This window comes from Actinoplanes sp. GCM10030250 (assembly GCF_042666575.1).
GTDB lineage: Bacteria > Actinomycetota > Actinomycetes > Mycobacteriales > Micromonosporaceae > Actinoplanes.
Genome location: NZ_JBHTDO010000035.1, coordinates 57,921 through 84,020 on the forward strand (window position 1 = coordinate 57,921; position 26,100 = coordinate 84,020).

Below are 26,100 nucleotides of genomic sequence, written 5' to 3' on the forward strand. Positions count from 1 at the left end.
GCGCATCCTCCCGGCCGTCTGCCGCTTCCGCTTCCCATGCCGCTCTTTTCGTACGGTCAACGCAAAGCTCTCCCGTTCTCCGCGCGATCCAGGCGCCAGTCCAGACCGCCCGGCGCCCGCCGGGCTGACCTGCCCTCCCGGACCTCACCCCTCACCCCTCTCCCCGCCACACCAAGTCCTCACCCTCACCCCGGCTGGGCGCCAGAGGGGCTCACGCCCGCGAAAGGCACCCCTCACCGCCAGCCGGACCCGCCAGCTGGACGCCAGAGGGCCATTCACCCGCGAACGGCACCCCTCACCGCCAGCCGAACCGGCCAGCTGGACGCCAGAGGGGGTCTCGGCCGGGGAAGGCACCCCTCACCGCCAGCCGAACCGGCCAGCTGAACGCCAGAGGGGCTTTCGGCCGGGGAAGGCACCCCTCACCGCCAGCCGAACCGGCCAGCTGGACGCCAGAGGGGGTCTCGGCCGGGGAAGGCACCCCTCACCGCCAGCCGGGCCGGGCGGCTGGACGCCAGAGGGGCTTTCGGCCGTGGAAGGCACCCCTCACTGCCAGCCGGACCGGCCAGCTGGACGCCAGAGGGGGTTTCGGCCGGGGAAGGGGCCGCTCGGAGCCAGCTGGACGGACTGCGGGTGGGCGGGTTAGGAGGGGAGGAGGGGGAGGTCTAGGCGGGAGGGGGTGGTCGGGGAGTGGGAAATGTCCTGAGTGGCGCGGAGCAGGGTGGTGGCAGAGGCTGCCGGCTCGCCGGAACCCGGGTTGCGGGCGTAGCGGGGGTGCGCACCCGAACTGACCTGGACGCTGATGCGATGTCCGGCCGCGAAACGGTGGAAGGTGGGCCACAGCGGCACCGGGACGTCGCGGAAACCGTCGGCGTCGGGGGCGGGATCGGTCGCGGAGGAGGCGATGCTGCCGATCCGGCGGATGCCGTCGCAGACTGTCATCGAGCGGCCGTCCGGGTGGACGTCGCAGAGCCGGACGAAGATGTCGGCACTCGGCGCCGACGACCGGAAGCGGATGTGCGCCACCGGCTCGCCGGCGACGGTCACCGCCGCGGGCAACGGCTCGCCCCGGAACACCGCCACGTCCGCCCGGCGCTCGTGGGCCGCGTTGTCCACCGGCCCCGAGTCCGGCTGCAGGCTGGGCCCTCCGACAGCCGGCGTCGGGTCGGCCGGATCGTAGACGTAGCTGGTCACGCCGCCCTCCGGCAGCGACGGCCCCGGGCCGCCACCCGACGGCAAGGGCGGTTCCAGCCCGCCACCCGACGGCAAGGGCGGTTCCAGCCCGCCACCCGGCGGCAGCGACGGTTCCCGCCCGCCACCCGACGGCAGTGACGGCCCCAGCCTGCCGCCCGGCTGCAGGTGGAACGGCGTGACGGTGGAACCCGGCGGCGGCCATGTGGCTAAGTCGTGCCACTGGTCTGCGCCGGTCAGGTAGGCGCGGACCGGTGCTGCGCGGGTCGATGGCGTTCTCAGGAACACCGAGCGCAGGAAGTCGGCTGTCTCGCTGATCGTCGGGGCGGCCATGCCGCGGGACACGTGGCCCCACGGGCCTACGGTCAGCCGCGGGGCACGACCGGACGCCGCGAGGTCAGCGTAGGTGCGGAGCTGCCACGGCAGAAAAATGTCGTACCAGCCGGTCATCATGGCAACAGGTGCGGTGACGTCGGGAACGGAGGTGGTGTGTGACTGCTGAGTCCAGTATTCGTCGGTGAGCCGCTCGTGCTTCAGCCAATCCTGATACCAGTGGATGCTGTGACCCGACGCCACGGTGTCTCCGGCGCTGAGCGGGAGCGCGCCGAAAGCCTTGCGCAGCTGGGGATCCGGGCGCAGGAACGCCAGCAGCAGGGGCAGCAGGTCGCGGCGGATCATCCGGTCCATCATCTGCGTCCAGCCGAGCGCGTTGCGCAGGGAGAACGCCGCGTTGTCCCAGGTGATCAGGCCGAAGTCGGGCATCGTCACCTGTAGGCACAGGGCGTCCGGCGCGATCGCGGGTTCCTCACACTGGAGCCGGCCGGCCACTGCCCACTGGGTGAAACCCATGTAGCTGGGGCCGAAGGTGGCCACGGCGCCGGTGCACCACGGCTGCGCGCGGACCCAGCGATGGGTGGCGATGCCGTCGCGCTGTTCGTCGACCTGCGGGGTGAAGACACCGCCCGAGCCCCAGGTGCCGCGGCAGCTCTGGAACAGCACCGGGAAACCCTCGCGGGCGAGCGCGCGGGCCTGGCCGGCGACAGGGCCACTTCTTCCGTACGGTCCGCGAATGACGATCGTCGGCATCCGCCGATCGATCTCCCCGGCCGGAGTGATCAGGTCGGCGAGCAGTTCGGTCCCGTCGTCCATCGGGACGCGCAGGTTCCTGCGGACCCGCACGTCGTGGGGGCCGGGAACCAGCCCTCTGATGGTCAGTGCCTGCAACCGGCGGGAGAGGTACTGCCTCAACGGCGCTCCTTCGAGAGCAGGGGCACGAGAGAACGGGAGGAAGAGCGCGATTGCCCGTACCAGAAAAATCAGTGACTCGAAGGATGATCGCCCAACAGCTTGGTCGCCAGGACCGCGGCCTGGGTCCGCCGTTCCAGCCCGAGTTTCGCCAGCAGGCTGGAGACGTAGTTCTTGACGGTCTTCTCGGCCAGGAACATCCGGCCGGCGATCTCCCGGTTGGTCAGGCCCTCGGCGACGAACTCCAGGATGCGCCGCTCCTGGTCGGTGAGCGACGCCAGTTCGCGCGGCTGCTCGACGCCGTTGCGGATGCGCTCGAGGACACGCTGGGTGACGGCCGGGTCGAGCAGCGACTGGCCGCCGGCGACACGCCGCACCGCGTCCACCAGGTCGGTGCCGCGGATCTGCTTCAGCACGTAGCCGGACGCGCCGGCCATGATCGCGGCGAAGAGCGCCTCGTCGTCCTCGTAGGACGTCAGGATGAGTCCCTTGATGGTCGAGTCGATGGCCCGCACGTCACGGCAGACGTCGATGCCGTTGCCGTCGGGCAGGCGGGCGTCGAGGACGGCGACGTCGGGGCGCAGCGCGGGGATGCGCCGGGCCGCTTCCTGGGCGGATCCGGACTCGCCGACCACCTCGATGTCGCCGCCCGCCTGGAGCAGGTCGTGAAGGCCCCGGCGGACGACCTCGTGGTCGTCGAGGAGAAAGACGCGGATCATGTCTCCTTTCTAGTACCGCGGGTCACGACGACCAAGGGCCGAAGGTCCCGGGTCGCTCCGCGGCGAAAGCCGATAGCCTCGACGCCGTGGCCGATTCGACTCCCTCGCTGGGCCTGAGCCCGCTGTCCCGGGTCCGTCTCGACGAGCTGCTGCAGGAGATGCAGAACCGGGTCGGCGACATCGTGACCAGCCGGGAGCGGTTGCGGGCCCTGCTGGACGCGGTGGTCGGCATCGGCACCGACCTCGACCTGCGCAGCACGCTCCAGCGGATCGTGGAGGCGGCGTGCGCCCTGGCCGGCGCGCGGTACGGCGCTCTCGGCGTGCTCGCCCCGGACCACGACAGCCTCTCCGACTTCGTCACGTATGGCATCGACCCGGTGGCGCACGCGAAGATCGGCGACCTGCCGCACGGGCGCGGTGTGCTGGGCCTGCTGATCACCGATCCGCGGCCGGTCCGGCTGCCGGACATCACCAGGCACCCGGACTCGTACGGGTTCCCGCCCAACCACCCGCCGATGCACAGTTTCCTCGGTGTCCCGGTGCGCACCCGCGACCACATCTTCGGCAACCTCTACCTGGCGGAGAAGAAGGGTGCCTCGCAGTTCAGTGAGGACGACGAGGAGATCGTGGTGGCGCTGGCCGCCGCCGCGGGTGTCGCCATCGACAACGCACGGCTGTACGAGCTGGCCCAGCGGCGGCAACGGTGGCTCGCGGCGGCCGCTGAGATCACGAGTGTGCTGGTGGGGACGGTACGGCGTACCGAGGCCCTGCGCCTGATCGCCCGCCGCGCCCGCGAACTGGCCGAGGCCGAGCTGGTGCTGGTGCTGCTCCACGAGGAGGAGAACGCCCGCTACCGGATCGAGGTGTCCGAGGGCGCCGATCTCAGCGGGGTGCTGCCCGCCGGCTCGTTCGGCGCCGAGCCGATGCGCCTCGTCGAGGACCTGCGCTCCGCCGCCGAGTGGCCGTGCCCGGTCCCGGCCGGTCCCGCTCTCGTCGCCACCCTCGCCGGCGCCGGCGCACCGCAGGGTGTGCTGATCGTCAGCCGGCCGGCCAGCACCGACGATGCCGCGCTGCTCTCCACGTTCGCCGGCCAGGCCGCGCTCGCCCTGCGGGGCGCCCGCGCCCAGGAGGAACGGGAGCTGCTGGCGGTTCTGGAGGACCGCGAGCGGATCGCCCGCGACCTGCACGACGTGGTGATCCAGCGGCTGTTCGCCACCGGCATGCAGTTGCAGAGCGCCGCCGCTCCGGCCGGCACCCGGCCCGAGGTGGTCAAGCGGATCAACGCGGCCGTCGACGACCTGGACGCCACGATCCGCGACATCCGCCGGTCGATCTTCGAGCTGCGGGCGCCGGTGGGTGCGACGTTGCGGACGGAGTTGCGCGACACCTGCGACGCGGCCCTGGACACCCTCGGGTTCCGCCCGACCCTGGAGACCTCCGGCCCGGTGGAGAGTGCCGTGCCGGACGACATCGTGCCCGAGCTGGTCGCGGTGCTGCGCGAGGCACTGTCCAACGTCGCCCGGCACGCGCGGGCCCACAGTGTCCGGGTCTCGGTGCGCACCGAGGGCGGCGACGTGGTCCTGCAGGTCGACGACGACGGGGTCGGCATCGACCCGGCCCTGGCCCGGGGCGGTGTGCTCAACATGGGCGAACGGGCTGTCGACCTGGGTGGCGCGTTCGAGGTGGGCCCCCGCCCGGACGGCACCGGCACCCTGGTGATGTGGCGGGTGCCGCTGAGCGGCTGAGCGGGACTTTCGGCCCTTATCGGCGGGGTCCCGCCGGGGGCACGGTGGGGAGAACACCGGAAGGGAGAACCGCCGTGACCCGCTACGACGAGTCCGACCTGCGGCGCGCCGCCGCGGCCGGCATCCAGGCCCCGTCGATGCACAACAGCCAGCCGTGGGCGTTCCGCCTGCGCGACGGCGCGATCGAGGTGCTGGCGGACCCGTCCCGGCAGCTCGCCGTCGCCGACGGAGGCGGTGGCTGGGCCATGCGGCTGGCCTGCGGCTCGGCCACCTTCAACGCCCGTCTGGCGCTGGCCTGGTCGGGTACGCCGGCCGAGGTGAGGCTGCTCCCGGACCCCGAGCAGCCCGAGGTGATCGCCCGGCTCACCGCGACCAGACACCGGCCGCCGACGTACGCCGAACGCGATCTCCACGCCGCGATCGAGCGCCGCTCCAGCCACCGTGACCCGTTCTGGCCCGACCCGGTTCCCGCCGAGATCCGGGTACGCCTGATCGAGGCCGCCCGCACCGAGTACGCCTGGCTCGACCTCCTGGTCGGGATGACCGCCCTGACCGGCTTCTCGGAGATCGCGCACAGCGCCGACCGGGTGCTCCGCCGCGACACGCGTTACCAGTCCGAGCTGGTCACCTGGACCGATACCGACTCGGCGCAGGACGGCATCCCGGTGGTGGCCGCCGCGACCGTCGGCGAGCCGCAGGACCTGATCCCGCAGCGCAACTTCGGCAACCGCCACCGCCCGGCCGGCCGCGACTACGAGCCGGAGCCCCTGGTCGGCATCCTCGGCACTGCTGGTGACCGCAGGCTCGACCAGGTGACGGCCGGCCAGGCGCTGCAGCACGTCCTGCTCCGCGCCACCGACGCCGGCCTGGCCAGCTCGATGATCTCCCAGCCGATCGAGGTGCCGGCGGCCCGCGACCAGCTGCGTCGCTCACTGGGCCGGAGCGGCTTCCCGCAGATCGCCTTCCGGATCGGGTACGGCCGATCCGGTCACCCGTCACCCCGCCGCGACGTCGACGCTGTTATCAGGTAGCTGCCAGTAATGTGCAATTGCCCATGACGCCGAATATGCTGGCGACAGAGGCCGCCTCGGCCTTGTGCGCGTTCGGCGGGATGGTGTCATGAGCAGCCCACTTCACCTGGACCGGGACAGCCCGGTGCACCGGCTCGCCCCCGAGGTGAAGATCGTCTCGACGATCCTGTTCACCGTCGTCGTGGTGGTGACCCCCCGGACAGCGTTCCTGGCGTTCGCCGGTTATGCCGCGCTGCTCGCCGTGGTCGCCCTGATCGCCCGGGTGCCGGCCGGCTGGCTCGCCAAGCGGGCCACCATCGAGTTGCCGTTCGTGCTGCTCGCGATCGCCCTGCCGCTGGCCGGCCACGGCGAGCGGGTGGAGTGGCTGGGCCTGTCGCTGTCGGTGGACGGGCTCTACGGCGCGTGGAACATCTTCGCGAAAGGCACGCTCGGCGTCGTCGCCTCGCTGCTGCTCGCCGCGAGCACCACCATGCGCGACCTGATCCTCGGCCTGGACCGGCTGCGCTGCCCCGAGGTGTTCACCCAGATCGCCACGTTCATGCTCCGCTACATCGACGTGCTCGCCGACGACGCCCGGCGGATGCGGATCGCCCGCCTCTCCCGCGGTTACGACCCGCGGTTCCTCTGGCAGGCGAAGGCGTTCGCGGTCGGCATCGGGTCGCTCTTCCTGCGCTCCTACGAGCGCGGCGAGCGGGTCTACCTGGCCATGCTGTCCCGCGGCTACAGCGGCCGGCTCCCCCAGCCGGAGACCGGCCCGGCACCCGCACGCGAGTGGGCCGTCTCCGCCGCACTGCCGGTCGCCTCCGCCGGAATCGCCGTCGCAGCCCTGGTCCTAGCATGATCAGCATGACGCCGGCTCTGAAGATCAGCGGTCTCAGCTTCTCCTACCCGGACGGGCGTGAGGCACTGCGCGGCGTCGACCTGACCCTCGCGCCGGGCGAGCGTGTCGCCCTCCTCGGCCCGAACGGCGCCGGCAAGACCACCCTCGTCCTGCACCTCAACGGCATCCTGCACGGCGGGTCCGGGAGCGTGGAGATCTCCGGACTGCCGGTCACGCCCGGCGACCGCCAGGCGATCACCGAGATCCGCCGCCGGGTCGGCGTCGTCTTCCAAGACCCTGACGACCAGCTCTTCATGCCTTCGGTCGCGGAGGACGTCGCTTTCGGCCCGCAAAATCTGGGTGTACGGGGAGACGAGCTCACCGCCCGTGTCGACGAAGCCCTGGCAGCGGTCGGCATGTCCGAGCACCGCGACCAGGTTCCGCACCACCTGTCGTTCGGCCAGCGCCGGCGGGTCGCGGTGGCGACAGTCCTGGCGATGCGCCCCGAGATCCTCGTCCTCGACGAACCGTCCTCCAACCTGGACCCGGCGAGCCGCCGCGAACTCGCCGAGATCATCGAATCCCTGCCGGTGACGGTCCTGATGGTCACCCACGATCTCCCCTACGCGCTGGAGCTCTGTCCGCGCTCGGTGATCCTGGACGCCGGCCGCATCGAGGCGGACGGGCCGACGGGGTCGCTGCTGGCCGACCGTGAGCTGATGCGCGGCCACCGCCTTGAGCTGCCGTTCGGCTTCAACCCCTCAACCACCAGTCGCTGATCGTCCGGCGGTCAGTCGATCTTGGGAGTGGCGCGCATACCCACGTAGCAGACCCGGGTGCCGTTCGTGAGGGTCGCGAAGACCACCGGCATGTAGTCCTCGCTGAACGACGGGCCCGCACCGGAGGCGGCGAAGACCGTCTCGGTGACCGGCTCCAGGTCCATCTCCAGGGGCGGCGACAGGTCCGCCATGTCGTCGACGAACTCGTACCGTATGTGGGGCTCGCCGTCGCCGTTGCGGGAGACGGTGATGACGACGCCCTCCCGCCGGTAGGTTCCGAGAAGCGGCTCCAGGTCGATCGCGGGCGGTACGGGCGCCGGGGCGAACGGTGCGGGCATGGTGACGCCGGCGAGTTCAGCGAGCAGGTCCCGGAACAGGTCGGCGTACAGCAGGCGGGCCGCGCCACCGTTGGTCAGCAGGGCCACGGCGACGTTCGCGTCCGGTACGACCCGCAGGTAGGCGTACTGGCCGATGGCGGCGCCGTCGTGGCCGTAACCGCTGATGCCGTTCCAGTCGTACAGCGTCCAGCCCAGCCCCCACCCGTCAGCGCTGACGGTCCACTTGTCGGGCACGTCCGCCTCGCGGTGCTTCATGGCGGCGACAGCGCCGGCGGGAAGGACGCGGGTGCCGTCGGGCGCAAGTCCCCCGTCGAGGTGCATCCGGGCGAAGCGGGCCATGTCGCCGGCGGAGACGATCACCCGGCCCGCCGGGCCCATCGACCGGGGCATCGCGTCCCAGAACGGGGCCGGTTCGGGCCAGGTGCCGGGCTCGCCCAGATGGCTCATCGCGACCGGGAAGCGCAGGGCCTCCTCCGGCAGCGTCACCGAGCGTTCCAGTCCGAGCGGCTCGAACAGCAGGCTCTTCAGAGCCTGGTCCCAGGTGAGGCCGGTGACTGTTTCGATGATGCGGCCCAGCACGATGTAGCCGAGACCGCCGTACGAGATCGCCGTGCCGGGCGGGCAGTCCAGGCCCACCCGCCGGGCGGCTTCGACGTACCGGGCGAGGCAGTCGTCGCCCCGGCCGCCGTCGAAGTTGAAGTCGTTGGTCACGCCGCCGGTGTGGGACAGCAGCTGCCGGATGGTGATCGTCCGGGTGGCCCCGGGGTCGGGGGTGGCGAACTCCGGCAGCACCTCGACGACCGGTGCGTGCAGGTCCAGCTTTCCCTCGCTCGCCAGCCGCATGATCAGCGTGGCGGTGTAGACCTTGGCGATCGAGCCGGACAGGAACACCGAGTCCGGGGTCACCGCCACACCGGTGCCGCGGTGCAGCACACCGGTGGCCAGCTCGTGGACCTGCCCGCCGGCCACCACGGCCAGGCTCGCGCCGGGGACATGATGGGCGGCGCGCAGTTCATCAAGCCGCTGCTGCCAGCGGCCGGCGTCGAAACTGCGGCCCTCGGTGGTGGGACTCAGGGTGTGGGTCATCGTGTTTCCTTTCGATCGACCAGGTGCCGGGAAATGGACATCGGGACAGGGGAGGTCACCCGGCGCGCGCGGCGGTCGCGGGTATCGGCATCGGCGTTCCGGTTCGCTCGCGCAGCACGATCAGGGCCACGGCGGCAGCGGCCAGAACCCCCGCGGCGCTGATCGTGAAGGCGGACGACATCGCCGTGGTGAAGGCGTGCCGGGCGGTGTCCGCCAGGGCGGCGTCGCCGGTTCGCCCGGCCACCGCCAGTGCGTCACCGATGGACCGGGCGGCCCCGGCGGGGGCCGAGGCGGACATGGTGCTGGTGAAGGCGCTGGAAACGATGCTGCCCAGGACGGCCACGCCGAGCGCGGCGCCGGCCTGCTGGACGGTGTCGTTCAGAGCGGATCCGGCTCCGGCGTGCTCAGCGGGGATGGTGCCCATCAGCGCGGAGACGGCCGCCGGCATGGCCAGTCCGCCGCCCGCGCCGAGCAGGAACAGGCCGGCGGCCGGCTGGACGAACCCGGAGCCGGACGACAGGGCCGCCAGCACGCCGAATCCCGCGGCCATCGTGGTCAGCCCGGCGGCGATCAGCGTCCGGTGGCCGATCCCGGAGGCGACGGTGGCGCCGAGGGTGTTGAAGGCGAGCGAGGCGACCGCCATCGGGAGGAAGGCCAGGCCGGCCTGCGTGGGTGTGAAGCCGAGGACGTACTGCAGGTACTGGGTGAGGATGAGCAGCAGCCCGCCGTTGCCGATCTGCACCAGGGCCAGCGAGACACTGCCACCGCTGAACGCGCGCCGGCGGAAGAGGCGGATCGGCACCATCGGGTACGGCGTGTGCAGCTCCCAGGCGACGAAGCCGCCCAGCGCGAGGATCGCCGTCGTCAGCGCCGGCCAGGAAACGCCGTGCGGCAACTCGACGAACGTCCAAACCAGAGCGGTCATGCCGATCATCGACAGCACCGCGCCGAGCGGGTCCAGCCGGCTCGCGGGGCCCCGGGACTCGGGCATCAGGACGCATGCCGCGACGATCGCCACGGCGGCCACCGGGACGTTGATCAGGAAGACCGCGCCCCAGTGGAATCAGCCATCGGCGTGCGGGTTTCAGTGTCATCGAAGCTCCTTGCGAACGACGTCTCGCGGACGACCGGCGACAGCGTGGTCAGGCGCGGGAGCGGACCGAACGCGCGGCGGTCCCCGAATCCCTAACTGAACGGCACGTGTCGTGCCGTTCGACGCACAACAGTCTGAACGGAGCGAACGAGGATTGTCAACGGCACGTGCCGTGCCGTTAGAGTGTCGGCATGAGCAGCGACCGCCTCACCAGATCCGCCGACCGAACCCAGGCGATCATGCGCACCACCCTGGAGCTGGCGGAGGAGGTCGGCTACGCCAAACTGAGCATCGAGGCGGTCGCGGCCCGCACCGGCGTCGGCAAACACACGATCTACCGCCGCTGGCCGTCCAAGGGCGCCCTGTTCCTCGACGCGGTGCTCACGCCTAGCGAGCCCGGACTCGACTATCCCGACACCGGCGACATCGTGGCCGACCTGCGCCGGCAGATCTGCGCCGCCGTCGACCTGCTGGGCCGGCCGCCACTGCGGCACCTCTACCAGGCCCTGGTGGGCGAGGCCCAGCACAATCCCGACGTCGCCGCGGCGCTCAACGAGCGCTTCATCCGCCCGCAGGCGGAGCGGACCGTCGCCCGGCTGAGGAGAGCCCGGGACCAGGGGCAGCTCGCCCCCGGCTTCGACCTGGAGATCGCCATGGACATCCTGTCCGGCCCGCTGTATTTCCGGCTGCTCATCACGCAGGAGCCGCTGACCCACGAGTATGTCGAGCGCGTCCTGGACGTGCTCCTCGCCGGTATGCGACCACGACCGTAGGCCGCGGACAGCAGGACTCCCCGCGCTCGGCGGCGAGCGCGGGGAGTTCATTCGCGCGGAGAGTTCGTTGCGCGCCGGGGAGTTCGTTGCGCGGGCGTTAGGCGGCCTGGCTCAGCTCCGCCGGCACTCCGTTCGCGAGGGCCTGCCAGGTGTACAGCCCGACGACCCCGTCCGCCTCGACGCCGCGCACCCGCCTTTGGAAGGCACGCACCGCCCGCTCCGTCTCCGGCCCGAACTCCCCGTCGGCCTCGATGCCGATCTCGTGCTGGATGCCGCGGACCGCACTGCCCCGCTCCCCCGGCCGCACCTCGACGATCAGCGCCTGCCACGTCTCCGGGCCGACCACGCCGTCCTCGGGAAGGTCCTTCGTCCGCTGATATGCGCGGACCGCGTCACCGGTCTGGGCGCCGAATACGCCGTCGACAGTCACCGTGTGGCCGTGGGCCAGCAACAGGTACTGCAGGGTCGTGACGGAGTGGTCTTTCGCGCCCTGCCGGGTCATCGGCCAAGGGTTGAGCGTCGCGGCCATGTGGGGGTGCCCCTTCCTCATCGTCGAGCGACGGGTGTGTGCTTCACTCACTTTCTCGCCCCGAGCCGTTGATTGAAAGGGTGAGACAGGTCTCCGCAGCAGATTCGTCAGAAACGATTTCGGCGTATCGACCGATTCGCACCCGTCAACTCGTGTTCACCCGCGCGAATCTGTTGATTCATGCGCGGAAACAGCGGAACCGCGCAGCCACGCGCATGGCGCAGTGGTAAATCGCACGAGCCTGCGCCCCGAAACCGCCGGAGCCCGGCATCACAAAACCGCACGAGCCCGGCACCTCCGTGGCGCCGGGCTCGTGATCGGGCGAACGTCAGTGTTCGGCCCAGTCTCCGAGAGACCAGTCCCGCACCTCGGGCATGTCCTCGAGGTGCTCGACGACGTACTTCTCGTGCTTCTCCAGCTGCGCCTCGCACCACGCCTTCACCTCGGTGGCGCCGACCGGCAGCCGCCTGGCGTTGTTGATCGCGTCCATCACCAGGTGATAGCGCGACGCCCGGTTGCGCACCGTCATGTCGAACGGGGTGGTCGTGGTGCCCTGCTCGATGAAGCCGCGGACCCGGAACCGGTCGGCGTCGGGCCGGCCGTGCACCAGCTGGTGGATGGCGCCCGGGTAGCCGTGGAACGAGAAGACCACGTCGACGGAGTCGGTGAACAGTTCGCGGAACATGGTCTCGCTCATGCCGTGCGGGTGGTCCTTCGGCCGCGGCAGGGTCATCAGGTTCACCACGTTGACCACGCGGACCTTCAGCTGCGGCAGCTTCTCCATCAGGATTCGGGCGGCCGCCACGGTCTCCATCGTCACCACGTCGCCGGCGCAGGCCAGGACGATGTCCGGATCGCGCTCGCCGTCGTCGGTGCCGGCCCACTCCCAGACACCCGCGCCCTTCCTGCAGTGCTCGATGGCTTGGTCCATGTCGAGCCACTGGAGCTGGGGCTGCTTGTCGATGACGATCAGGTTGATGTACGACTTCGACCGGAAGCAGTGGTCCGCGACCGAGAGCAGGGTGTTGGCGTCCGGCGGCAGGTAGACCCGGGCGATGTCGCCGCGCTGGGTCAGCACCACCTGGATCAAGCCGGGGCCCTGGTGTGAGAAGCCGTTGTGGTCGTTGCGCCACGCGGTGGAGGTGAGCAGCACGTTGAGGCTGGGCACCTTGGCTCGCCACGGCAGGTGTTGCGCCTCCTGGAGCCACTTGCCGTGCTGCACCGTCTGCGACGCGCTGACCATGGCGAACGCCTCGTAGGTGGCGAACATGCCGTGCCGGCCGGTGAGGTTGTAACCCTCCAGCCAGCCGTGGCAGTTGTGCTCGGAGAGCACCTCCATGACCCGGCCGTCACGGCTCAGCTTCACGTCGTCGTCGTTCGTCCTCTCCATGAACGCCCGGTCGGAGACCTCGAAGACGGCACCGAGCCGGTTGCTGTTGGTCTCGTCCGGGCAGAAGAGCCGGAACCGGTCGCCGTTGCGCTGGTAGATGTCGCGCATCATCTCGCCGAGCTTGCGGGTCGACTCGGCGTGGATCTGCGCGGGCTGCTTCACGTCGACCGCGTAGTCGCGGAAGTCGGGCAGGTCGAGGTCGCGGGTGAGCAGGCCGCCGTTGGCGTGCGGGGTCGCGCTCATCCGCAGGTCGCCGTCGGGTGACGCGTCACGGATCCGGGCGACCGGCGCGCCGGTCGCGTCGAAGAGCTCTTCCGGCCGGTACGACCGGAGCCACTTCTCCAGCTCACGCAGGTGATCCTCGTTGTCCTTGACGCCGGAGAGCGGAACCTGGTGCGAGCGCCACGTGCCGGTCACCGTGATGCCGTCGATCTTGTCCGGGCCGGTCCAGCCCTTGGGCGTACGCATGACGATCAACGGCCAGTGCGGACGCTCACCGTTCCAGTTCCCGCTGCGTGCGGCGATCTGGATCGCCCTGATCTTTCCCCACGCCTCGGCCAGCACCGCGGCGAAGCGGTGATGCATGCCCGGCAGGTCCTCGCCCTCGATCTCCAGGACGTCGTAGCCGTGGCCCTCGAGGAGCTTGCGGACCTCGGCCGGGTCCTTGCGGGCCAGCACGGTCGGTCCGGCGATCTTGGCGCCGTTGAGGTGCAGGATCGGCAGCACCGCGCCGTCGTGCTGTGGGTTGATGAACGAGACACCCTTCCAGGAGCCCTCCAGGGGGCCGGTCTCGGCCTCACCGTCACCGACCACCGCGATGGCGAGCAGGTCCGGGTTGTCCATCACCGCGCCGAACGCGTGGACCAGCACGTACCCGAGTTCGCCGCCCTCGTGGATCGAGCCGGGCGTGGTCACCGACACGTGGCTCGGGATGCCGCCGGGTGAGGAGAACTGCCGGAACAGCCGCAGCAGGCCGCCCTCGTCGAGGCTGACCTTCGGGTAGACCTCGGAGTACGTGCCCTCCAGGTAACCGGCGGCGACCAGCGCGGGGCCGCCGTGACCCGGCCCGGCGAGGTAGATCGCCTGCTGGCCGGTGGTCTTGATGAGGCGGGACACGTGCGCGTAGACGAACGACAGGCCCGGGCTGGTGCCCCAGTGCCCGAGCAGGCGCGGCTTGATGTGCTCCGGCTTGAGCGGCTCCCGCAGCAGCGGGTTGCCCTGCAGGTAGATCTGGCCGACGGTCAGGTAGTTGTTCGCCCGCCACCAGGCGTCGAGGCCGGCCACCTCGCTGTCGTCCGGAGCCGCGAGCCTCCGGACGAGCTCCTGGTCGAATGCGGCGGCCTTGTCCGAAACGGCGGTCACTTTGTCATTCCTCTCGAAGAATGTCGAGTTCCTGACTGGTCAAGGTCAACGTATCGGCCGCACCACGGCATGACACGGGCCTAAAGACCCCACCGGACGGGACGTTACCCGGATCCGCCGGCTTTACGAGTCCTCCTTGGGGAATGACGGTGACCGGCGGCCCGATCGGGGCCGCCGGTCACCTAATGGGACGAAACCTAGCCCAGGGTGAGGGCGCAGCTGTCCTGGTCGGCGCTCAAGCCGGTGATCTCGGAGCCGACCTGCACCCGCCACGGCAGCGCCTCGCCGCTGCGCCCGATCCGCACCGTGGAGCCCTCACGCACCACCGTGAACACGCTGTCGGAGCCGGCCGGGCCGGGCACCACGACAGCCGTCCGGCCCTCGGCGGGTTCGAACAGGCGCAGGGTGACGCCGTCGCGGTAGTCGTAGTCGGGTTTGTCCTGCCGCGCGCCCACCGGGATCACCGCACCCGGCCGGACCAGCAGCGGCACGCTGTCGAAGCCGTGCGTCTCCCGGATCCAGGCCGGTCCTTCGACGGACTCCCCGGTGAGGTACTTCGTCCACCGGCCGGCGGGCACGTAGTAGGAGACGTCCCCGGCGGCGCTGAACACCGGTGCGACCAGGAGGTCGCCGCCGAGCAGGTACTGCCGGTCCAGGTGGGTGACGGCCGGGTCGCCGGGGAACGCGAGCGCCATCGGGCGCATGACCGGGAGGCCGTCCAGGTGGGCTTCGCGGGCGGCACCGAAGAGGTACGGCATGAGCCGGTACTTGAGGTGCGTGAACGACCGCAGCACGTCCACGGCCTCCTCGTCGAAGTTCCACGGCACCCGGTACGAGCTGCTGCCGTGCAACCTGCTGTGCGAGCTGAGCATCCCGAACGCGATCCACCGCTTGAACACCGCCGGATCCGGCATGCCCTCGAAGCCGCCGATGTCGTGGCTCCAGAAGCCGAAGCCGGACGACATCAGCGACAGGCCGCCGCGCAGGCTCTCGGCCATCGACTCGAACGTGCTGGAGTTGTCGCCGCCCCAGTGCACCGGGAACTGCTGCCCGCCGACGGTGGCCGACCGGGCGAACAGGACCGCCTCCCCCTCGCCGCGCACCTCCCTGAGCACGTCGAAGACGACCTGGTTGTAGATCTGCGTGTAGTAGTTGTGCATCCGCTCGGGATCCGAGCCGTCGTGCCACACGACATCGGTCGGTACGCGCTCGCCGAAGTCGGACTTGAACGCGTCGACACCCATCTCGGCCAGCACCCGCAGCTTCCCGGCGTACCACTCGCGGGCGTCCGGGTTGGTGAAGTCGACGAGCCCCATGCCGGCCTGCCACAGGTCCCACTGGAAGACGTCGCCGTTCGCCTTGCGTACCAGATAGCCGTTCGCCCTGGCCTCGGCGAACAGCGCCGACCGCTGCGCGATGTACGGGTTGATCCACAGGCAGACCCGCAGTCCCCGGTCGGCCAGGCGCTTGAGCATGCCGGCCGGGTCCGGGAAGACGCGGGTGTCCCACTCGAAGTCGCACCAGGAGAACTCGCGCATCCAGAACGTGTCGAAGTGGAACACGCTGAGCGGCAGGTCCCGGTCCGCCATCCCGCCGATGAACTTGTTCACCGTCTCCTCGTCGTAGGAGGTGGTGAACGAGGTGGTCAGCCAGAGGCCGAACGACCACGCGGGCGGCAGCGCGGGCCGCCCGGTCAGCGCGGTGTACTTGCGGATCACCTCGGCCGGGGTGGGGCCGTAGATGACCAGGTAGGAGAGGCTCTGCCCGGCGACGCTGAACTGGGTACGCGACACCATCTCGGAGGCGACCTCGAAGGACACCTTGCCGGGATGGTCGACGAGGACGCCGTACCCGCCGTTGGTGAAGTAGAACGGGACGTTCTTGTACGCCTGCTCGCTGCTGGTCCCGCCGTCCTCGTTCCAGATGTCGATGCTCTGGCCGTTCTTGACCAGCGGGCCGAACCGCTCGCCGAGCCCGTAGACCGCCTCGCCAACACCGAGGTCGAGCTGCTCGTGGACGTAGTGCCCGCCGTCCTGCGTGTCGACGACGCCCATGCCCTTCCACCCGCTGCCGGTGATCCGGCGGCCGCCGGCGAGGAAGTCGAGTCCCCACACCTCCCCGGCCGTGAACTTCGCGGTCAGCGCTCCGGAGGTCAGTGACAGGTCGTCCACCGCGGCGTCCACCGGCTGCTCGGCGATGGCGAACGCGGGGGTGCGCGGCTCCTCGCCCTGGAAGTGCTCGACGGTGACCCGGATGACGTCCGGTGCCGGCGCCGTGCAGGTGACCGTGATCAGCGGTGCGTTCAGCGTGTCACCGCGGTGGTGGACCGGCCGGGTCGCGGCGTAGACGGTCAGCGAGTCCGGTCCCACCGTGCTGTCCTGCAGGTGCGCTGGGTGCAGCACGGTGAGGCCGGTGCGCTTACGCCAGTAGCCGTCGGTGAACTTCATAGGGGTCCTTTACTGAAGCTGGATCACTTGATGGCGCCGGCGGCGATGCCGCGGGTAAGGGTCCGCTGGAAAATGAGGAAGAAGATCATCGCGGGGAGGATGCCGATCAGGGCCGAGGCGCTGGTGGTGGTGGCGTCCATCAGCCGGTCTCCCTGGAGGACGCCGAGGGCCACCGGGACGGTCTGGTTGTCGTTGGAGATCAGGAAGACCAGCGGCAGGAAGAACTCGTTCCACGTCCAGATGAAGAAGAACGTGAAGAGGACCCCGAGGGTCGGCATGCTGACCGGGACGACCACCCGCCACAGGGTGAGCCACTTGCCTGCGCCGTCGACCGAGGCGGCGTCCAGCAGCTCGCGCGGGAACTCGCTGTAGACCGAGGTGAGCAGATAGGTGCCGAACGCGCTCTGGATGACCGTGAAGATGATGATGATCGCGAGCAGGCTGTCGTAGAGGCCCATCTCCTTGGAGATGTAGTACAGCGGGTAGACCAGCACCTCCTGCGGCAGCAGGTTCGCCACCAGGAAGAACACCAGGAACCAGATGCGGCCCTTCACCCGGCCGATGCCGAGGGCGTACGCGTTGAGGATCGACAGCACCACGCCGAGGACGGCCACCGTCAGGCTGGTGATGAAGCTGTTGAGCAGCTTCTGGCCGAAGTCGACACGGTTCCAGAAGTCGACGATGCCGTCCCAGTAGAGGCTCGTCGGGATCGAGAGCGGGCCGTTGCCGGCGTACTCGGCCGGGCTCTTCACCGCGTTGAGCGCGACGACGAGCAGCGGCCCGACCAGCAGGAGCAGCAGCACGAGCAGCCCGAAGAGCACGAAGAACCGGACCGGGTTGCGGTGCCGGAGCGCCTTGGGCGCCTCGCCTGATGGAGCCTTCGCCGGAGACGAAACAGCCGTGACGGTCATGAGTTCCGTGCCTTCATGGTCATGCCCTCCTGGCCCTCGCCTGCGAGGCCGTCGGGCGGTGCGGCTGGGTGCCGCTCGGTGCAGTCCGTCATGACTCCTCCGCACGGTGCTGCATGCGCAGGAAGACGAACGCGAGCACGACGATCAACACGGTGAGGACGGTAGAGATCGCCGACCCGTACCCGACCTGGGCCTTTTCGAAGAAGTTGCGGTAGGCGAAGTAGGACGGTACGAGCGTCGCGTTGCTCGGGCCGCCGCCGGTCAGCACGAAGACCTGCCCGAAGATCTTGAGCGCGGCGATCGTCGTGGTGATCAGCACGACGTAGAACTCCGGCCGGATCATGTAGACCGTGATCTTGCGGAACCGCTGCCACCAGGTGGCGCCGTCCAGGTCGGCCGCCTCGTAGATCGAGGGATCGATGCGCTGCAGGCCGGACATGAACATGACGATCGGGTAGCCGAGCTGGAACCAGATCATCACGGCCATCACGCTGTAGAGCGCGTAGTCCGGGTCACCCAGCCAGTTCTTGGCGAGCCCGCCGAGGCCGATCGTCTCGAGGATCCGGTTCAGCGCGCCGTAGCTGGGATGCAGGATCCAGCTCCACACGATGCCGGTGACCGCGACCGGGATGACCTGCGGCAGGTAGTAGCCGGAGCGGAAGAAGCCGGCCCAGCGGTCGCTGAACTTCTTGGCGACGTAGTCGAACAGCACCGCCGCCAGCACGAGACCCAGCAGCGTGGGTATCACCGCCATCGCGAGGATGAGCAGCAGGATGTTGCCGAACGACTGCCAGAACAGCTCGTCGGCGAAGAGCCGGGTGTAGTTGTCGAAGCCGACCCAGCGCGGGTCACCCACGCCGGTCCACTTGGTGAAGCTGACGTAGACCGTCATGACCAGCGGCACGATGATCACCGCGACCGAGGCGAGAACTCCTGGAATCAGGTAGACCGCGTAGCCGCGGCGTTTCACATTGGTGCCGGCCATGCCGGTCCCCTTTCCCCGCGAGGCGGGCGGCGGGTCGCCCCGCCGCCCGCGCGTCGCCTATTTGCCCAGGTCAGCCAGGTTCTCTTCGTACGGCTTGGCGATCTCACCGAGGAACGCGTCGGGGGTCTTCGAGCCGTTGATCAGGCCCTGGACACCGGAGACGAGGACGTCGTAGTAACCGGGTGCCGGCCAGTCCGGGTAGAACGCCAGCCCGTCACCCGTGGAGATCTTGTTGAAGGTCTCGACGAGCTCCTTGTTCTTCGGGTCGGTGATCTGCGACGGGTCGGCCGCGACGGGAACACCACCGCTGTTACCGAGCAGGGCCTGGACCTCGGGCGACATGGTGATGTCGATGAAGTCGTACGCGAGAGCCTTGGCCTTGCTCTTCTCCGGCACCACCCAGAGGTTGCCGCTGGAGCCGGGGTGCAGGGTGTTGCCGGGGAAGAGGAACGTGCCCCACTCGAAGTCCTTGATCTCGCTGGCGAACCGGCCGTACCACCAGCTGCCGGAGATCAGGATCGGGAACTTGCCCTGGGTGAACGAGACACCCATGTCCTCGGCCTTGATGCCCGCCGAGTCCTTGCTGATGTAGCCCTTCGACACCCAGTCGGCGAAGGTCTGCGCGCCGTAGCTGAGCTGCGGGCCCTTGAAGTCGACCTTGTTCTTGTAGAGCTGGTAGTCGTCGACGAACGCCCGGTCGCTCTTGGAGAGCGCCAGCTCGTAGAAGATCTGCTGGGCCGGGTACTCGGCGCCACCGACGGCGAGCGGGGTGACCTTGTTCTGGACGAAGGTGTCCATCACCTTGGTGAACTCGTCGAGCGAGGTCGGTACGGCGAGCTTGTACTTGTCGAAGAGGGCCTTGTTGTAATAGACCGTGACGAACTCGCCGTAGTTGGGCACGCCGTAGAAGTTGCCGCTGCCCATGATGCCGTCCTCGTCGTACCGCGAGGTCGTTTGGAGGCTGGGGCTGAGCTTCTTGTCCCACCCGCGCGAGGTCATCTCGGCGGAGATGTCGGTCAGCAGGCCCTGCTTGGAGAGCAGGCCGGCGGTGGCGTTGCCCTTGTTGTACTCCATGATGTCCGGGGCGCTGTCCGAGTTGAGGATCATCTGGGCGTTCTGCTGGATCTGCTCGAAGCCCTTCTCCTCGAACTTCACCTCGACGCCGGGGTGGCTCGCCTTGAACAGCTCGATCGCCTTGGTCCAGGCGATGCCCATGGCGCTCGTCGGGCCCTCGTAGTGCCACAGGGTCAGTGACTTGGCGTCGGCGCCCTCGTCGGCGCTGTCGTCGCCGCCGCACGCGGTCAGGCCGAGGGACGCCGCCAGGAGCAGCGCACCGGCCACCAAGCCGGGTCGTGATCGGAACATGCCGTCCTCCCAGGGGGACTGGAAACAGGTCAAAGCCGGCGGCGCGATCGTCGAAGCGTTTCGACAATCTTGCTGCGACAAGTGCTGTCGAAGCGCTTCGACGATGTGCCTTGCCGAGAAACTATGGAACGAGCGCCATTCGTGTCAACGGTGTGACGGAGAGATTTCCCGGCAGCTGTCCCGCTCGACCAGGCTCGGCTCGAGCAGACGGGTGTACTCCACGCGGCGGCCGTCCAGCAGCCGCATCGCGGTCTCCACCGCCAGCGTGCCGACGTCGTGCGCCGGGATGTCGATCGAGGTGAGGTTGACCGGCATCGAGATCGCCACGTCCCGCGGGCAGACGGCGACGATCGAGATGTCCTGCGGCACCCGCCGGCCGGTTGCCTGCAGCAGGTCCAGCAGCGGCCGCAGCGCCTCCTCGTTGTGCACGACCAGCGCGGTCATCCCCGCCAGCTCGGCGTCCAGGTCGGCCAGGCAGGCACGCGCCCCCTCGGCACCGGGCTCGCACGGGTGCGTGACAGTACGCAGGTCCAGCTCGGCCGAGGCCTCCAGGAACCCGGTGAGGAACCGGTCCGCGTACGTCGTCTGCCGCCGGTAGACGGCGGGTGACGGGCCGACCAGGCCGATCCGCCGGTGGCCGTGCCCGGCGAGGTGCTGGAGCGCCGCCCGGGCCGCCGCACCGAAGTCCAGGTCGACGCAGGCGATCCCGGTGTGGTCGGCGGGCAACCCGATCAGCACCGACGGCTGCTTGAGCCGCCGCAGCGCGGGAATGCGCAGGTCGTCGCGCTCGAGATCCATCAGTATCAGCGCGTCGACCATGGTGCTGTGCGCGACCCGCTCCAGCCCCGCGGTGCCCTCGTCCTTGGTCAGCAGCAGGACGTCGTGGTTGTACGACCGGGCGGCGGTGACCACCGCGGTGGCGAACTGCATGATGACCGGCACGTTGACGTCCACTCGCAGCGGCGCCACCAGGGCCAGCACGTTGGTCTTGCTGCTGGCCAGGGCCCGGGCGCCGGCGTGCGGATGGAAGCCGAGCTCGGCGATGGCGGCCTGGACCCGCGCACGGGTCTCGGCCGAGATGGGACGGCGACCGCTCAGGACATACGACACCGTGCTGGGCGACACCCCTGCCGCCCGGGCGACGTCGTTGATCGTCGGCACTGCGCCTCCCCAAGTGGCTCGGTCGTTCGGCACGACCTCTCCCCCCGTCGATCCTACTGATCAGCGGGGTGCGCCCGGGTAAGGGCACACCCCGCCGATGCGCTAGCGGATGGTGAACGTGGCCAGGCGCAGACCTGGGCTGGGTACCAGGTAGACGTCCTGGCGCCCGGTGACGCGGGCAAGCTTCGCCGTCACCGTCGCGTACTCGTAGATCCCACCGGTGTCGGCGAGCGTCGCGGTGCCGAGCAGCCGGCCGGCCGGCGAGCCGAGCCGGACCTGCACGGTGCCGGCACCGGAGGCGCGAGCCGAGAACGTGGTCCCGCCGCGCAGCGCGGCATCTTTGAAGGCGATCCAGTCGCCGGCCGCGGAGGCACCGACCACGGTGCCGCGCGTCTTGCTCTCGTCGAGCAGCCTCACTCCGGTGTACGCGTCAAACGTCTCCGCTCTCGTCTCCTTCGTCAGGTCCCGGGCCGGGATGGTCTCGCCCCGCACGGGCAGGACGGCCCGCTGCCGGATGTCGGCCGACGACGAGCCGAGCAGCACGTCGTACACCGAGCTCTCGACCACCCAGCGCTGCCGGGTCTGATCCCAGCGGGCCAGGTCGGCGGGCTTGAGCCGGAACGTGACCGTCTTCGTCTGGCCGGCCTTGAGCGCGACCTTCTGGAAGCCACGCAGCTGCTTGGTCGGCGTGGCGTCCCGGGAACTGCGCTGGTGTGTGTAGAGCTGGACCACCTCGTCCCCCGCGCGCCGGCCGGTGTTGGTCACGGTCAGGCTCACCCGGCCGTCCCTGACGACCGGCTTGCCATACCGGAACGAGGTGTACGACAGGCCGTGGCCGAACGGGTAGAGCGGCTTGGAGTCGCTGTACAGATAGGTCTGCCCGGTCTTGATGATGTCGTACTGGAGCAGGTCGTCCGGTAGCTGCTCGGTGGAGCGGTACCAGGTCTGGGTGACCCGGCCGGACGGGTTCACCGCGCCGTACAGGACGTCGGTCACGGCGTGCCCGGTCTCGGCTCCGGCGTGCGTGGTCCAGAGGATGCCCGGCACGTGCTGCTGGGCCCAGTTGATCGTCTGCGGGTAGCTGCTCTGCACCACCACGACGGTGTTCGGGTTCGCCGCCCGGACCGCCTTGATCAGCGCTTCCTGCCGCGCGCCGAGGCCGAGCGAGGCACGGTCGTGCACCTCACGAGCGGCGACGAACGGGTCGGTGCCGACGACCACGACGGCGGTCTTCGCGGTACGCGCCTGAGCGGCGGCCTCGGCCACCCCGTCGACCAGCAGCTCTCTGGTGAAGCGGGCCGCACCCCCCAGGTCGGGCGAGCCGAGGGCCAGCTTGCCGTCGGCGTCGACGGTCACGTAACGGTTCGCGCCGAACCACGGCTCCTGGGTCTCGTAGCCGGCGTAGCGCAGGGCGACCGTACCGTCGGGTTGTTCCTCCACCTTGAACTGCTGCTGGACGAACCAGCCGGTCGGGTTGTTCTCCACGGTGACGAACGGTCCCCAGCCGTAGCCGAGCATCTTGCCGTTGCCGGCGTTGCGCAGGGTGGACACCCCGTCGCCCCAGTCCACGCTGTCGAACTGGGCGGCGGGCCCGGCCGTGGTGCCGGTGACGGTCACCGCGTCGCTGCCGCCGGTGCCGGTCGCGGTCACGTAGCCGCCCGTCGACACCGCCTTCAGCGCGATCCGGTCGGCGCCGAAGCTGCTGGTCACCGACGATGCGCGCTCCTTGATGCCGTCGAGGACGGTCACCTTGTAGGGAAGCTGTCCTCCGTACCAATCGGTGTAGAGCTCGTCAGCCAGCGGACCGGAGACCGCAACCGAACCACCCTGCCGCAGCGGCAGAATGCCGGTGTTCCTGAGCAGGACCGACGCCTCGGCGGCGGTCTCCCGGGCCAGCGCCCGGTGTGCCGGACTGTCGATCACCGACGGCGGGATGTCCGCGTGCGGGCCACCGTCCGGATCGAACTCGCCCAGCCGGAACCGGATGCTCAGCGCGTTGCCGACCGCGTTGTCCACATCGGCCTCGGCGAGCAGGCCCCGGGCGAGCGCCTCCTTGATCGCGGTGATCGTGGGTTCCGCGTTGGTGTCGTTGACCGTGAAGCTGTCCAGACCGGCTTTGATCACCGCGGCGTTCGCCTCGGCCTGGGTCGGGAAATAGGCCTGCGATCCGGTCAGGTTCGTCGGCGCCCAGGCGTCGCTGACGTTGAACAGGCGCCGGTCGCTCCAGTCGCGCACCAGGCCGGCAAGATCAGGATCGACGGTGGCGGGCCGCCCGTTGATCAAGTTGTAGGAGGCCATCACACCGGTCGCGGCGCCGTTCTCCAGCGCGATCCGGAACGGCTCCCGGTCGTACTCGTTGAGCACCCGCTGCGGCACGTTCGACGAGGTCACGTCCCGCTTGGTCTCGTTGTTGTAGGCCGCGTAGTGCTTCAGGGTCGGTGCGACCTTCAGATGATCCGGGTCGTCACCCTGCAGCCCTTGACCGTAGGCGGTGGCGATCGACCCGCTGAGCAGTGGATCCTCGGAGTAACCCTCCTCGTTGCGGCCCCAGCGCGGGTCACGCAGCAGGTTGACCACCGGCGCCCACGCGTTGAGGCCCCACACCAGCGGATCCTGCGCGTGGAAGCCGCGCAGCTCGTCGCCGACCGCCGAGCCGACCCGCTCGATCAGCTCCGGGTCCCAGGTGCTGGCGAGGCCGACGGCCTGCGGGAACACGGTCGCCGTCGCGTCGATCTTGGCGGAGTTGTTGCGGTAGTCGTTGGACCAGGCGACACCGTGCAGCGCCTCGGTGCCGGACTTGAACACCGCCAGGCCGAGCCGGGGTACGGCGGGCTGGTACTGGTGGAGGAACGAGATCTTCTCGTCGAGGGTGAGCCGGCCGACAAGATCGCCGACACGGGTGGCCAGGGGCAGGCTCGGGTCGCGGAACGGGTAGGCCGGGTCGGCCTGAGCGGCTCCCGGCGCGAGTGGCACGACCAGCAGGGCGGCGGCGAGGGCTGCCAAACCGCGTTTTCGCATGTCGTCTCCTTCAAAGGGCACAACTGGATCGCCAACTGTCGAAGCGCTTCGACGAGTCGGCGAGCGGAGAGTCCGGGTAGGGGCTGCGGTGGGGTCACCATAGATCGAGGCTGATGTGGCAGGCAACCACTCCCGGCAGCTTTCCGGAAATCCCCCGGTAACTTCAGGGCAGAATGGACCCGTGCGACTGATCGTCATCGGAGGCGACGCGGCAGGGATGTCCGCGGCCTCACAGGCCCGTAAACGCCGCTCCCGCGAGGACCTCGAGATCCTCGCCTTCGAGCGGGGCGACTTCACGTCCTACTCGGCCTGCGGCATCCCCTACTGGATCGGCGGCCTCGTCGACGGTCCCGGCGACCTGGTCGCCCGCGACCCGGCGACCTTCCACCGGGACGGGATCGAGGTGCGCACCGGCCACGACGTGACCGGAATCGACCTCGACGCGCGCACGGTGACCGTCCGCGACCTAACCGGTGGCCGGGAGTTCAGCGAGGGCTTCGACGAGCTGGTCTACGCCACCGGCGCCACCCCGGTCCGCCCCCCGTGGGCCGCGGATCCAGCCGGCGGCATCTTCGGGGTGCAGACCCTCGGCGACGGCGCCGCGGTGAACGCCTGGCTCGACACCGACCCGAAACCGGAGTCGGCGGTGGTGATCGGCGCCGGCTACATCGGCGTGGAGATGGCCGAGGCCCTCCAGCGGCGCGGCCTGCGCGTGATCCTCCTCGAACGCGCCGAGCAGCCGATGTCCACCGTGGACCCCGACATGGGCGCGCTCGTCGCCGAGCCGGTCCGCAAACTCGGCATCGACCTGCGGACCGCCGTCACGGTCGAGGGACTGGAGACCTCGAACAACCGGGTCAGGGCGGTGGTCACCGACGCCGGGACGCTACCGGCCGACGTCGTGGTCCTTGCTCTGGGGGTACGGCCGAACAGTCGACTCGCCGAGGATGCCGGCATCCCGCTCGGGTCCACCGGCGCCCTCGCCACCGACCTGCGCCAGCGGGTCATCGGGGCCGACGGCGTCTGGGCGGCTGGCGATTGCACCGAGGTGCTGCACCGGGTCAGCGGCCGGCCGGCCTACGTGCCGCTCGGCACCCACGCCAACAAGCAGGGCCGGGTCGCCGGCATCAACCTCGGCGGCGGTTACGCCACGTTCCCCGGGATCGTCGGCACCGGTATCACCAAGATCTGCGACCTGGAGGTGGCCCGCACCGGGCTCTCCTCCCGCGAGGCCGAACTCGCCGGCTTCCGCACCGTCACCGCCAAGGTCGAGTCCACCAACCGCGCCGGCTACTTCCCCGGCGCCGTCCCGATGACCGTCAAGGTGATCGCCGAACAGGACAGCGGCCTGCTCCTCGGCGCCCAGATCGTCGGCCGCACCGAGGCCGCCAAACGCATCGACGCCTTCGCGGTAGCCGTCTGGAACCGCATGACCGTCACCGAGATGACCGGCCTCGACCTGGGCTACGCGCCCCCCTTCGCCCCCGTCTGGGACCCGGTCCTGATAGCCGCCCGCAAGGCCGACGAGGCCCTCTGACCCCGGCTGGCCGTGAGCGGCCCCTCCCGCTCCAAAACACCCCGCTGAACGCCAGCCGCTCACGGCCAGCTGGCCGTGAGCGGTGCCCCACGGCCCGAAACACCCCGCTGGACGCCAGCCGGGCCGACCAGCTGGCCGTGAGCGGTGCCTCACGGCCCGAAACACCCCGCTGAACGCCAGCCGGGCCAGCCAGCTGGCCGTGAGCGGTGCCTCCCGCCCCGAAACACCCCGCTGAACGCCAGCCGGGCCGACCAGCTGGCCGTGAGCGGTGCCCCACGGCCCGAAACACCCCGCTGGACGCCAGCCGGGCCAGCCAGCTGGCCGTGAGCGGTGCCCCACGGCCCGAAACACCCCGCTGGACGCCAGCCGGGCCAGCCGGCTGGGCGTGAGGGGTGGCCTTGCGGCCCGAAAACACCCCGCTGGACGCCAGCCGGGCCGGGCGGCTGGGCGTGAGGGGTGCCTTGCGGGCCGAAACACCCCGCTGGACGCCAGCCGGGCCGGCCGGCTGGGCGTGAGGGGTGGCCTTGCGGCCCGAAAACACCCCGCTGGACGCCAGCCGGGCCGGGCGGCTGGGCGTG

Annotated in this window: 17 protein-coding genes and 1 pseudogene; 6 read left to right on the forward strand and 12 right to left on the reverse strand. The window is 70.1% G+C overall.

All coding sequences use genetic code 11. The annotated features are described in order from the left end of the window. Nucleotides 1–639 precede the first annotated feature (639 nt). Nucleotides 640–2,436, reverse strand: a complete 1,797-nt coding sequence (locus tag ACFQV6_RS34285; RefSeq protein WP_378031814.1) for a CocE/NonD family hydrolase — start codon at nt 2,434–2,436, stop codon at nt 640–642. A gap of 68 nt (nt 2,437–2,504) precedes the next feature. Next, on the reverse strand, nt 2,505–3,152 hold the full coding sequence (locus tag ACFQV6_RS34290; protein ID WP_378031815.1) for a response regulator: 648 nt from the start codon (nt 3,150–3,152) through the stop codon (nt 2,505–2,507). An 86-nt stretch (nt 3,153–3,238) separates the two neighbouring features. On the opposite strand from ACFQV6_RS34290, the gene ACFQV6_RS34295 reads away from it, so the two are divergent. The 4 genes from ACFQV6_RS34295 to ACFQV6_RS34310 all read left to right on the forward strand — a co-directional run bounded on the left by ACFQV6_RS34295 (nt 3,239) and on the right by ACFQV6_RS34310 (nt 7,527). After that, complete coding sequence (locus ACFQV6_RS34295; RefSeq protein ID WP_378031816.1) at nt 3,239–4,897, forward strand: GAF domain-containing protein; 1,659 nt, start codon at nt 3,239–3,241, stop codon at nt 4,895–4,897. A gap of 74 nt (nt 4,898–4,971) precedes the next feature. After that, nucleotides 4,972–5,928, forward strand: a complete 957-nt coding sequence (locus ACFQV6_RS34300; protein ID WP_378031817.1) for an Acg family FMN-binding oxidoreductase — start codon at nt 4,972–4,974, stop codon at nt 5,926–5,928. An 88-nt stretch (nt 5,929–6,016) separates the two neighbouring features. Further along, nucleotides 6,017–6,769 carry a cobalt ECF transporter T component CbiQ gene (gene cbiQ, locus ACFQV6_RS34305; RefSeq protein WP_378031818.1) on the forward strand — a complete coding sequence of 251 codons (753 nt, stop codon included), beginning with the start codon at nt 6,017–6,019 and terminating at the stop codon, nt 6,767–6,769. A 5-nt stretch (nt 6,770–6,774) separates the two neighbouring features. Beyond that, nucleotides 6,775–7,527 (forward strand): energy-coupling factor ABC transporter ATP-binding protein, encoded by a 753-nt coding sequence (locus ACFQV6_RS34310; protein WP_378031819.1) that lies wholly within the window; start codon nt 6,775–6,777, stop codon nt 7,525–7,527. Nucleotides 7,528–7,538: 11 nt separating this feature from the next. On the opposite strand, the gene ACFQV6_RS34315 is transcribed toward ACFQV6_RS34310, so the two are convergent. Continuing rightward, nucleotides 7,539–8,951, reverse strand: coding sequence for a serine hydrolase domain-containing protein (locus tag ACFQV6_RS34315; RefSeq protein WP_378031820.1), 1,413 nt, complete (start codon nt 8,949–8,951; stop codon nt 7,539–7,541). A gap of 55 nt (nt 8,952–9,006) precedes the next feature. Beyond that, nucleotides 9,007–10,002 (reverse strand): annotated as a pseudogene (locus tag ACFQV6_RS34320) (MFS transporter); the annotation flags it as partial. Nucleotides 10,003–10,235: 233 nt separating this feature from the next. On the opposite strand from ACFQV6_RS34320, the gene ACFQV6_RS34325 reads away from it, so the two are divergent. Next, nucleotides 10,236–10,817, forward strand: a complete 582-nt coding sequence (locus ACFQV6_RS34325; RefSeq protein WP_378031821.1) for a TetR/AcrR family transcriptional regulator — start codon at nt 10,236–10,238, stop codon at nt 10,815–10,817. A gap of 97 nt (nt 10,818–10,914) precedes the next feature. Here the strand turns inward: ACFQV6_RS34325 and ACFQV6_RS34330 are convergent, their stop codons facing one another. The 8 genes from ACFQV6_RS34330 to ACFQV6_RS34365 all read right to left on the reverse strand — a co-directional run bounded on the left by ACFQV6_RS34330 (nt 10,915) and on the right by ACFQV6_RS34365 (nt 23,985). Further along, complete coding sequence (locus ACFQV6_RS34330; RefSeq protein WP_378031822.1) at nt 10,915–11,319, reverse strand: peptidoglycan-binding protein; 405 nt, start codon at nt 11,317–11,319, stop codon at nt 10,915–10,917. 355 nt (nt 11,320–11,674) lie between these two features. Then, entirely contained in the window at nt 11,675–14,098 is a 2,424-nt protein-coding gene (locus tag ACFQV6_RS34335) for a phosphoketolase (protein WP_378031823.1), read from the reverse strand. 197 nt (nt 14,099–14,295) lie between these two features. Beyond that, nucleotides 14,296–16,545, reverse strand: a complete 2,250-nt coding sequence (gene yicI / locus ACFQV6_RS34340; protein ID WP_378031824.1) for an alpha-xylosidase — start codon at nt 16,543–16,545, stop codon at nt 14,296–14,298. Between the two features lie 23 nt (nt 16,546–16,568). Next, a complete protein-coding gene (locus ACFQV6_RS34345) occupies nt 16,569–17,456 on the reverse strand; it encodes a carbohydrate ABC transporter permease (protein ID WP_378031825.1) in 888 nt (295 codons plus the stop codon). Between the two features lie 88 nt (nt 17,457–17,544). After that, nucleotides 17,545–18,441 carry a carbohydrate ABC transporter permease gene (locus ACFQV6_RS34350; protein ID WP_378031826.1) on the reverse strand — a complete coding sequence of 299 codons (897 nt, stop codon included), beginning with the start codon at nt 18,439–18,441 and terminating at the stop codon, nt 17,545–17,547. Nucleotides 18,442–18,498: 57 nt separating this feature from the next. Then, nucleotides 18,499–19,806: an extracellular solute-binding protein gene (locus tag ACFQV6_RS34355; protein ID WP_378031827.1), complete on the reverse strand. Its 1,308-nt coding sequence runs from the start codon at nt 19,804–19,806 to the stop codon at nt 18,499–18,501. Nucleotides 19,807–19,950: 144 nt separating this feature from the next. Then, a complete protein-coding gene (locus ACFQV6_RS34360; RefSeq protein WP_378031828.1) occupies nt 19,951–20,967 on the reverse strand; it encodes a LacI family DNA-binding transcriptional regulator in 1,017 nt (338 codons plus the stop codon). A 102-nt stretch (nt 20,968–21,069) separates the two neighbouring features. Further along, on the reverse strand, nt 21,070–23,985 hold the full coding sequence (locus ACFQV6_RS34365) for a glycoside hydrolase family 3 C-terminal domain-containing protein (protein ID WP_378031829.1): 2,916 nt from the start codon (nt 23,983–23,985) through the stop codon (nt 21,070–21,072). A gap of 181 nt (nt 23,986–24,166) precedes the next feature. On the opposite strand from ACFQV6_RS34365, the gene ACFQV6_RS34370 reads away from it, so the two are divergent. Next, nucleotides 24,167–25,522: an FAD-dependent oxidoreductase gene (locus ACFQV6_RS34370; RefSeq protein ID WP_378031830.1), complete on the forward strand. Its 1,356-nt coding sequence runs from the start codon at nt 24,167–24,169 to the stop codon at nt 25,520–25,522. Nucleotides 25,523–26,100 lie beyond the last annotated feature (578 nt).